The sequence below is a fragment of the uncultured Streptococcus sp. genome, from assembly GCF_963516575.1.
GTDB lineage: Bacteria > Bacillota > Bacilli > Lactobacillales > Streptococcaceae > Streptococcus.
Genome location: NZ_CAUQCP010000056.1, coordinates 1 through 9,272, shown reverse-complemented (window position 1 = coordinate 9,272; position 9,272 = coordinate 1). Strand labels below are relative to the sequence as shown.

Here is a 9,272-nt window from a genome sequence, read left to right as displayed (position 1 = left end):
TTAACAATTCCGATGGTTTTTTCCTAGCTGATTTCCTATCCAAATATTGATTTTCCGGCGAAAATTGCCAGTAACTAAAATCATATTTCATTTGTTTTCTCCTAATTTTTGGTTAAATAATAATGATTATTCTGCATTCCTTACTGAATCTGTTTTTCTTAAAATAATAGGCTAGGTGTTTCATTATGATGAGGGCGAGCACACTTTTCAACCTTAATATATAAATCCTTTAGAAGATTGATACTTATCAATACTGCTTCACCAGCATTTAATTTTTTTATTTAGTTGTTGATTTAATATTTTCTAAAATAATATCTTTAACGATTTTCAGATCCGCTTCAATTTTCTTAATATCCGTTCTTATATAATTAATCAACTCTTTACTAGATACATGTTTTTTTATATGAGCATAATCATAATAATCTTTTTTACCATATGTTTTCCATTTTTTTCTTGAAGATGATTTTTCTAAAATTGGATTATCCTCTAGATTGAAATTATACAAACAAGTTTTCTCTTTTATACTATCACATATTCTTTCTAAATCACCTAATTTTGCTTTATCTTCAAGAGAAAAATTAACCTTATGTCTATACTGTTTTCCTTGTATCTGAATATCAAATGATGACGTAGTACCTTCGATAGGAAGATAAATCCCAAAATGATGAGCTCCTCTTATCCTACCAGAGTATGTTTTATATCCTAAATCAGAAATCTTATTCTCTAAATTCGTATAATGAGTCTTCTCTATAAGCGACCTTAATCTCATACCTTCAAGGACTTTATTAATAGACTCTTCAAAATAGTATGATTCACCATAACTTACCATTCCAATAAACTCTTCTATATTCTCCATATAATCAATATAATCTGTTAAGAATAATCTAAAAGTCTCATCTACTTTATCAAGCAAATCACGATAATAGTAAATTAGCTCACCATAACTTTTTCTAAACCAACTACCAGGCAAATCAAATCCAGGGTTAACTAAACTAAGAAGTATCCCTTTAGCATTAGAATCTTTTTCAGAATAACGAATTAATTGACTTTTGTCTGGTAAAGACTTAACCTTATTTTCTATAAAAATAACATGAGTCCTTCTATCCTCATCAATAACCTCGATAGTTAAATCAATCGAATTTTTTTCTCTGTAAACCTTTAAATCTGTATATTTTTTATTAATATCAATAACATTACTAAAAAACTTATGATTAATAAATTCAGACTTCTCCAGAACAACAGCAAATAGATTGCTGTGATATAATTCTAAATTGCTTAGTGACAGTTGATAATTCAGTGTATTTTCTATTTTATTCCTAAGTGTTAGTAACTCATTATAATTTTCCATTTAACAACTCCTTTACTATGATAATTAATGTAATGTACTTGTTTTTATTATATCATAAGATAAATTAATCAGTTTATTGAAAATTTAATTTAAATAAAAGAAGACAAATACACTTTAGACAACGTATTCATCTCCTTATTAAAAACTATTCATCAACTTCGAATTTAGGTAAACTATTTATTAAATCAACTGTTTGGATAGTTACATTAATAATTCTCAATAGCAACTTGAAGATATACTTTTCATCACCACTATAATCATTTGAATCATCAGTGATTACAGATTTTTTATCAGTTTTGACTTGATACTAATCTATAATCCATCCAATAGCAGAGCACCCATTTACAACATATTCATAGGCCTTTTCGGGGATATTACTAATAGTGATATCACTATTAAATATGATTACGGATAAGTCATTCACTGATTTACCATTTTCATCACGTTTATTAGCAAACTTCATTTTAGTTACCTTATAAGATAGTTTATCTGCTCTATCAACAATTACATCTTCATAAACAGGAACGTCTTCATAATGAAGGTGTATATCGGATAATCTTCTCCCAGTTTCAATATATAAAACTTTGTTTTTTCTACATTATTATATTTATGGTAAATTATCACTAAAATCAAGTAATTTTGAGAGATAAATCCTCAATTTTTACATATATAACCCTTTTAAAAATCGAGAGGTTATCAAAGGGTTATCACTTTTTTAGTTTTCGGAGCTTATGTAATTAAGAAAGACGAACTACTGTATCACAAAGATGATGTACAGTTTAACAACAAATGTACAGTTTCTTCATTCCTGGACAATTTCTTTTTCTATTCTGAAGATATTATTTCTAGATATTTAAAAATAACCAAACAAATTAAATATTATTTCTAAATATTTGAAAATAATCTTTATTTGTATTATACTGTCTTTGAGGTATATATTATGAACTATATTAAAAGACCACATTATTTAGATTTTTTAAGAAGACATCGTGATCGACAAATCATCAAAGTTGTGAGCGGAGTGAGACGAGCTGGTAAATCTGTTCTCTTTCAACTCTATAAAGAAGAGTTAATAGCAACTGGAGTCGACGAAGATCAAATCATATCCATCAATTTTGAAGATCTAAGTTATTATGACCTGCGACATTTTCAAACATTATTTGCTTATATAAAAGAGCAGTTGGTTGAAGATAAAACATACTATATCTTTTTAGATGAAATTCAACATGTTGAAAAATTTGAATTGGTAACAGATAGCCTATTCATCTTACCAAATGTTGACCTCTATTTGACTGGTTCTAACGCCTACTTTATGAGTAGCCAATTAGCTACAAATTTGACTGGTCGGTATGTTGAGATAGAGGTTCTTCCTTTGTCATTTGAAGAATACCTATCAGGTCAATCTCTCACAGAGAATCTGAATACAACAGAAATTTTTAACAATTATCTCTTTAGTGCTTTCCCTTACTTATTGCAAACATCATCTTACGCTGAAAAAATTGACTATCTCAGAGGAATATATAACTCCATACTGTTAAATGATATTGTCACTAGATTGGGAAATCCAAATCCTACTATTATTGAGCGCATTGTCCGAACCCTTCTCAGTAGTACAGGTAGCTTAATATCAACAAATAAGATTCGCAATACCCTGGTCAGCCAAAATGTTTCAATATCCCATAATACTTTGGAAAATTATTTGACAACTTTGACAGATAGTTTACTTTTTTATTCCGTTCCACGTTTTGATGTAAAAGGTAGAGCATTATTGCAACGTTTGGAAAAATATTATCCAGTTGATTTAGGTTTACGACATCTCTTATTACCAGACCACAAAGAAGACATTGGGCATATCTTGGAAAATATTGTATATTTGGAATTGAGACGTAGATATTCACAAGTATATGTTGGTAATTTAGATAAATATGAGGTTGATTTTGTTGTTGTAACTGATCTTGGTCACTACGCTTATTATCAGGTCAGTGAAACAACACTTGCTCCAGAAACACTAGAAAGAGAACTTAGACCACTAGAAGCCATTAAAGATCAATTCCCAAAATATCTATTAACAATGGATACAATTCAGCCAACAGCAAATTACAATGGAATTGAGAAAAAAAATATCATAGATTGGTTACTAGAAAAGTAAATAAGTATAAATCATATAGCTAACTAGATTTGTAACAGTCTGTTATCAATGATTCTCCCTAAAACCTAACAAAATATATGGAAAAAACATCAAAATGCTGAACTATCAAAGTTTGGAATTATCCAATCCGATGAACAATATGTCTTTACTTATATCGATATGAAGGGTAATGTTAATAGCCCTCTACACTCTGACTATCTTAATAATAAAATGAAATCTGTCAAACGTCGTCATCCAGAACTTAAACATGCTACACCTCATAAATTACGACATACAGGAGCGACACTTGCTAAAAAGGCATGAATGAGCTTAGAAGCCATTTCTGAAGCATTAACTCATAGCGATACAATTACAACTAAAACTTATGTTAATGCTTCAAACATAGTTCCATTATCTGCTGGACAAGTTGCCTACCAACATCTTAAAAACAAGTAGGGTAATTTTAGGGCAAATTTTTTTAGAAAGTATAGAAAAAAGCACCCATAAGGTAAACTTTTGAGTGCTTTGAAACGTTGATATAGTCGTATTGATTAACGTTTACTAAATTGTGATGCTTTACGAGCTTTCTTAAGACCTGGTTGGAAAAACTATGATTTGAATAACCTTCAGTAAATGCTTAAAATCAATGTTTTCCAACTTTTTCAGAAAACAGAATTTCATCTAATTTGAATAAATTTCAGTTGAATGGTGTGAATTTCACCCCAAAAAATCAAAAAAATGAGCTAGAATGTACCGAAAAGTTCACACCACTATTTAGATGATTTTTTATTTTGCCTGTTTTTACCTATGGTCTTACCCACGACAAAAATTATAGAGCCAAAAAACCCTAGTCACACATTTGAACTAGGTTTTTACGTTGCTTTGATTAACAAGATTACCAAATCTTTCAGAATTACATTTTCTATTTTATAGAAAAATATTAATAATAAATTATGTAAATTCAATCTAATTTCTATAAGTTTGCTCCCATTTTTTCATTTCTTCAACGATACTTCTTAGAGCAATACCTTTTTTTGTCATTTTATATTCAACCTGTGGAGGCGATGTCGGTAAAACTTTTCTTGATAAAATACCTTCTTGCTCGAAATCATGTAACCGTTGAGCTAATATTCTAGGATTAATACCTTCTACACTACGCAAAAGACTACCATAATGTATATTACCATTAATAATTTCAGATAAAATCTCAAGAGTAAATTTACCCTTTAGTAAATTCAAGACCCTTCTTGCTGGACAAATTGATTTTTTCAAAGGTTGCATCTTGCAAGTCTCCATTCATTTCCTCCTTTTTTGATAGTTACTATACTTTTTTTCCCTTCTTGTTTTATAAATAATTACATGATAAATTAATTATATCACTTGAAGGGAGAAATTACTATGGACATTATAACTAAGTTTGACCGTATTGAAGATATTCTCGGCAGTCCTGATGGAAGATACTTTGGTAATGGATATACACAAGTAAAATATTTTCAGAAAGTTAAACATATTACTTTTGAAGGAATTGAGTCAGTATTTGAAATCAACTATCCGAAGAGTTGGTCAACTAAGAAAAATATTGAGTCAATAAAACCACATTTTAGCTCTTTAGATTCTATTGTACTTGCTGTGAAACTAGTCAGCGATTTTCTTAGAGAAGAATTAGTCATAGAAGAGGACACAATCAATAATGCTCTAATTTCTAGTTTCTCGGTAAAAGCAGGAAAATCTCTTGTAGAAGATTTGAAAAATGTTACAGCCTGCACACGGTAGTTTAATTCATGATTTTTTAACAGCAGAGACCAACCAGAGAACTGATGAGTTTGGTTTTAAAAATAGAACTTACTTTGCAGAAAGAGTTATTAAGGAATATAGAAAAGTTGTTGGGGACAATTTTCCGATTTTCATTCGCCTATCAAATTTTAAAAGTTATGATCCTACTGCAAAATTAGCAAAAACTTTAGAGGAATTAAAACAAATCATAATACCAATTTCAAATGCAGGTGTTGATATCTTTGACTGCTCTGAAATAAACTATACAGATTCTGCTGTCACTGGAAAATCAGGCAATTTATCATACTGGGTGAAAAAAATTGCAAATAAGCCTACAATAACAACTGGAGGCATAGGTTCACCTGAAATTCTATACAAAGATATTCCAACACTTATTACAGAAATAACATCACAACCTAAAATGTCATATCTTCATTTACAAAGGAAAAAGGCACAAATTTTTTACTCGAATAATTTAGTTTCTGATTTTAAAGAAGGAGGGTTTGATTTACTTGCTTTTGGTCGTCCTCTATTGATAAATGAAAATTGGTTTGATGAAATAACGGAGGAAGATTGATGAAAAAAACAAATACAAAAGCGCCAGCTTATCTACTTTTTATTCTTTCACTAGGATACATTATGGCGGTCCTAGATACAACCGGAGTGGTTCTTGCTGTTCCCCATATTGAAACAGCTATGAGCGTCTCATTAGAGCAATCCATTTGGATTATTAACGCCTATACACTAGCTTTAGGGTCTTTACTCCTACTTTCAGGAAATCTAACAACAAAATATGGTGCTAAACGAATTTTATTAATTGGAATGACAATTTTTACACTATCCTCGTTTGGGTGCTCTTTTTCACCAAATATTGAAACATTAATTATACTTAGATTCATTCAAGGTTTCGGTGCTTCTTTGTTTATGCCAAGTTCATTAGCACTTTTATTCATTTCATACCCCGATTCTACTAAAAGAGCACGTATGTTAGGAATCTGGACAGCAATTATTTCTGTTGCAACCGGTACTGGTTCTTTTATTGGTGGACTAATAATTAACTACTTCGGATGGAGGGGTATTTTCTTGGTCAATATTCCATTTGGAATTTTGACAGTAATTTCAATATTACTTCTCGTGAAAAATAATATTGCCAATCTAAAGACCAGAATTGACATCTTTAGTAATATATTTCTGGTTACAACTATCGGAAGTCTAGTTATTTACCTTGTTGAAGGGAATCAATATGGTTATAGTAACTCAAATCTTTTATTGTTTCTTCTCCTATTTATATTATTTGCTATTGGTTTAGTAGTCCACGATAAAAAAAGTAAAGCACCTATTGTTCCCCACCAACTATTAAAAAATGCTAAGTTTATTGTCTCTAATCTATTAGGTTTAGTAGTTAACATTTCACTATATGGCATTGTTTTGGTGCTAGGACTCTATTTTCAAACTTATTTAAACCTTTCCTCAATGGTTTCTGGACTCCTCATTCTACCAGGAATGATTGTCTTAATTATTGGTAATTTATTTTACGCACGTGCTGTAAAACGATTTTCCGTGGGAAGCCTCGCTACTGTCTCAATTATTTTTGCCATTGTAGGAGCAGCAGGAATTTTTGGAATTGGAGTTCTTTTTCATGAAATTCAACTATACATCCTAATTCCTTTATTTTCTTTAATGAGTCTAGGTATCGGAGTGTTAACTCCAGCAACTACAACCATTCTTATGGAAGCTGCTGGTCAAGAATTATCTGGAATTGCTGGTGCAACTCTAAACGCTAACAAACAGATTGGTGGACTTTTTGGTACAACAATTATGGGGATTGTAACTACTAATTTATCCCATGATTGGAATATAGTCATCGTTATCGCATTTTTGGTTAACGTGATAATGTATATTGCTACTTGGTTAATTGCTAGTCGTTACCTTTATGGAAAAGAATAAAACTAAACAGAACGCAATCAATTTAAAAGTTGATTGCGTTTTATATTATTTCTCAGCACAATTACTCCAATCATCATAATTTGCTTAATAAATAACTCAATTACTTTTGTCGCAAAGATTGTAAAATACCAACTACCTCATAACCTTGATGAAACTGTGAAAAATGCATAAGCGTTAGTTCATATGATAAATTAGATAACACTCGTCGTGTTCCTTGGCTATCCTCAATATTGATTAAACTCCCAAAAGAAGACCGTCATCATAATGAACTAGGCTACTATCAATTGCAATATCTCTTTTGAGTAGCTCTTCACTCATATCCTGAACCTCGCTAGCAATCGTTTCACTAGTCAAATCTTTTAAATCTTTTACTAACTGATAAGTAGTATAGATTGTATTTGATATATAATTAATGGCTTTTATTAGACTTCCTGCGAAACTAAAATCCTAGTTCACGATTGATAATTCCAGCAATCAAATTCATTCGTAATCCAAAGCGTTTACGTAGATTTCGATAGGTTGTTGAAAACATTTTAAACGTTTTTACTTTGGCAAAAATATTCTCAACCTTGATTCTTTCTTTAGGTAGCACATGATTATAGGATTTATCTTCAAGAGTTAGTTGCTTAAGTTTGCTTGATTTCCTCGGAGTTTGCGCTTGTAAATACATCTTTATGATTCCTTGATAACCACTGTCTGCCAAGATTTTACCAGCTTGTCCGATATTTCTGCGACTTATTTTGAACAACTTCATATCGTGGCAATAGTTCACTGAAATATCCAAAGAAACAATTCTCCCTTGGCTTGTGACAATCGCCTGAGCCTTCATAGCATGACATTTCTTTTTACCAGAATAATTGGCTAGTTGATTTTTTTAGGACGATTGATTTTTACCTCTGTTGCATCCACAATCACCGTATCCTCAGCACTAAGATGAGTTTTTGAAATCGTAAAACCATTTTGAATAAGAGTTGCTTCAACCCATTGACTCTGACGGATTAAGTTGCTTTCGTGAATACCAAAATCAGCCGCAATTTGTTCATAAGTGCGGTATTCTCGCATATATTGAAGAGTAGCCATGAGGAGGTCATCTAGGCTTAACTTAGGGGTTCGTCCACCTTTCGCGTGTTTACGTTGATAAGCTGTTTTTAACACAGCTAACATCTCTTCAAAAGTAGTGCGCTGAACACCAACAAGGCGCTTAAATCGTGCATCACTTAATACTTTACTTGATTCATAATTCATAGTTTTATTGTATCATATTTTTGTTTCGCAGGAAGTCTATTACTAATACCAACCTAAGGAAATAAAAAACAATTTCCCGAATTCCTGTTGAACTAACTGATTTACTTCAGTCATGGGAAAAGCAACAAAAAAGAGAACTAGCAAAATTTGGAATTATCCAATCTGATGAACAGTATGTCTTTACTTATATCGATATGAAGAGCAATGTTAACGGTCCACTACACTCTGACTACCTCACGTCATCCAGAACTAACACACGCTACACCTCATAAATTACGACATACAGGAGCGACACTTGCTAAAAAAGCAGGAATGAGCTTAGAAGCCATTTCTGAAGCATTAACTCATAGCGATACCGTTACAACTAAGACTTATGTTAATACTTCAAACATAGTTCCATTATCTGCTGGACAAGTTGCCTACCAACATCTTAAAAATAAGTAGGGTAATTTTAGGGCAAATTTTAGGGCAAACTTTTTAGAAAGTATAGAAAAAAGCACCCATAGGGCAAACCTTTGAGTGCTTTGAAACGTTGATATAATCGTATTGATTAACGTTTTGAGAATTGTGATGCTTTACGAGCTTTCTTAAGACCTGGTTTTTTCTACATCATGATATTTATTGTAAATTATTACTAAAATCAAGTAATTTTAAGAGATAAGTCCTCAATTTTTACATATATAATCCTTTTAAAAATCGAGAGGTTATCAAAGGGTTATCACTTTTTTAGTTTTCGGAGCTTATGTAATTGAGAAATATGAACTACTGTATCATATAGATGATGTACAGTTTAACAACAAATATACAGTTTCTTCGTTCCTGGACAATTTC

General features: G+C 31.2%; 7 protein-coding genes and 4 pseudogenes. 6 read left to right on the top strand and 5 right to left on the bottom strand.

Annotated elements, in window-relative coordinates:
- The 3 genes and pseudogenes from RWM06_RS08720 to RWM06_RS08710 all read right to left on the bottom strand — a co-directional run.
- Positions 1-91, bottom strand: a pseudogene (locus tag RWM06_RS08720) (ATP-binding protein); the annotation flags it as partial.
- Positions 92-277: 186 nt separating this feature from the next.
- Positions 278-1,348: a PD-(D/E)XK nuclease family protein gene (locus RWM06_RS08715; protein ID WP_313970838.1), complete on the bottom strand. Its 1,071-nt coding sequence runs from the start codon at positions 1,346-1,348 to the stop codon at positions 278-280.
- Between the two features lie 307 nt (positions 1,349-1,655).
- A pseudogene (locus tag RWM06_RS08710) lies at positions 1,656-1,925 on the bottom strand (type ISP restriction/modification enzyme); the annotation flags it as partial.
- A gap of 363 nt (positions 1,926-2,288) precedes the next feature.
- On the opposite strand from RWM06_RS08710, the gene RWM06_RS08705 reads away from it, so the two are divergent.
- Both RWM06_RS08705 and RWM06_RS08700 read left to right on the top strand, forming a co-directional pair.
- The gene (locus RWM06_RS08705) at positions 2,289-3,497 is read left to right on the top strand and encodes an ATP-binding protein (RefSeq protein WP_033684321.1); all 1,209 of its coding nucleotides are present in this window, start codon (positions 2,289-2,291) and stop codon (positions 3,495-3,497) included.
- Positions 3,498-3,575: 78 nt separating this feature from the next.
- A pseudogene (locus tag RWM06_RS08700) lies at positions 3,576-3,932 on the top strand (tyrosine-type recombinase/integrase); the annotation flags it as partial.
- Between the two features lie 510 nt (positions 3,933-4,442).
- Here the strand turns inward: RWM06_RS08700 and RWM06_RS08695 are convergent.
- Positions 4,443-4,772: a helix-turn-helix domain-containing protein gene (locus RWM06_RS08695; protein WP_000447029.1), complete on the bottom strand. Its 330-nt coding sequence runs from the start codon at positions 4,770-4,772 to the stop codon at positions 4,443-4,445.
- A gap of 102 nt (positions 4,773-4,874) precedes the next feature.
- On the opposite strand from RWM06_RS08695, the gene RWM06_RS08690 reads away from it, so the two are divergent.
- The 3 genes from RWM06_RS08690 to RWM06_RS08680 are packed head-to-tail and all read left to right on the top strand — an operon-like array spanning position 4,875 to position 7,196.
- Complete coding sequence (locus RWM06_RS08690) at positions 4,875-5,249, top strand: AvrD family protein (protein WP_313970837.1); 375 nt, start codon at positions 4,875-4,877, stop codon at positions 5,247-5,249.
- Positions 5,227-5,826 carry a hypothetical protein gene (locus RWM06_RS08685; RefSeq protein ID WP_313970836.1) on the top strand — a complete coding sequence of 200 codons (600 nt, stop codon included), beginning with the start codon at positions 5,227-5,229 and terminating at the stop codon, positions 5,824-5,826. Before RWM06_RS08690 ends, RWM06_RS08685 begins: the two co-directional genes overlap by 23 nt.
- Positions 5,826-7,196, top strand: coding sequence for an MFS transporter (locus tag RWM06_RS08680; protein ID WP_125423302.1), 1,371 nt, complete (start codon positions 5,826-5,828; stop codon positions 7,194-7,196). Before RWM06_RS08685 ends, RWM06_RS08680 begins: the two co-directional genes overlap by 1 nt.
- A gap of 439 nt (positions 7,197-7,635) precedes the next feature.
- Here RWM06_RS08680 and RWM06_RS08675 read toward each other — a convergent pair.
- A protein-coding gene (locus tag RWM06_RS08675; protein WP_313970835.1) for an IS5 family transposase occupies positions 7,636-8,441 on the bottom strand; the annotation gives its coding sequence in 2 pieces (ribosomal slippage) (positions 7,636-8,064 and positions 8,067-8,441; 804 coding nt in all).
- A 65-nt stretch (positions 8,442-8,506) separates the two neighbouring features.
- On the opposite strand from RWM06_RS08675, the pseudogene RWM06_RS08670 reads away from it, so the two are divergent.
- A pseudogene (locus RWM06_RS08670) lies at positions 8,507-8,885 on the top strand (tyrosine-type recombinase/integrase); the annotation flags it as partial.
- Positions 8,886-9,272 lie beyond the last annotated feature (387 nt).

What these genes read in the sequence shown, in the direction of transcription:
- RWM06_RS08680 (WP_125423302.1), top strand. Translation starts at nt 5,826, where the DNA reads ATGAAAAAAACAAATACAAAAGCGCCAGCTTATCTACTTTTTATTCTT.
- RWM06_RS08690 (WP_313970837.1), top strand. Translation starts at nt 4,875, where the DNA reads ATGGACATTATAACTAAGTTTGACCGTATTGAAGATATTCTCGGCAGT.
- RWM06_RS08715 (WP_313970838.1), bottom strand. Translation starts at nt 1,348, where the DNA reads ATGGAAAATTATAATGAGTTACTAACACTTAGGAATAAAATAGAAAAT.
- RWM06_RS08685 (WP_313970836.1), top strand. Translation starts at nt 5,227, where the DNA reads ATGTTACAGCCTGCACACGGTAGTTTAATTCATGATTTTTTAACAGCA.
- RWM06_RS08705 (WP_033684321.1), top strand. Translation starts at nt 2,289, where the DNA reads ATGAACTATATTAAAAGACCACATTATTTAGATTTTTTAAGAAGACAT.
- RWM06_RS08695 (WP_000447029.1), bottom strand. Translation starts at nt 4,772, where the DNA reads ATGGAGACTTGCAAGATGCAACCTTTGAAAAAATCAATTTGTCCAGCA.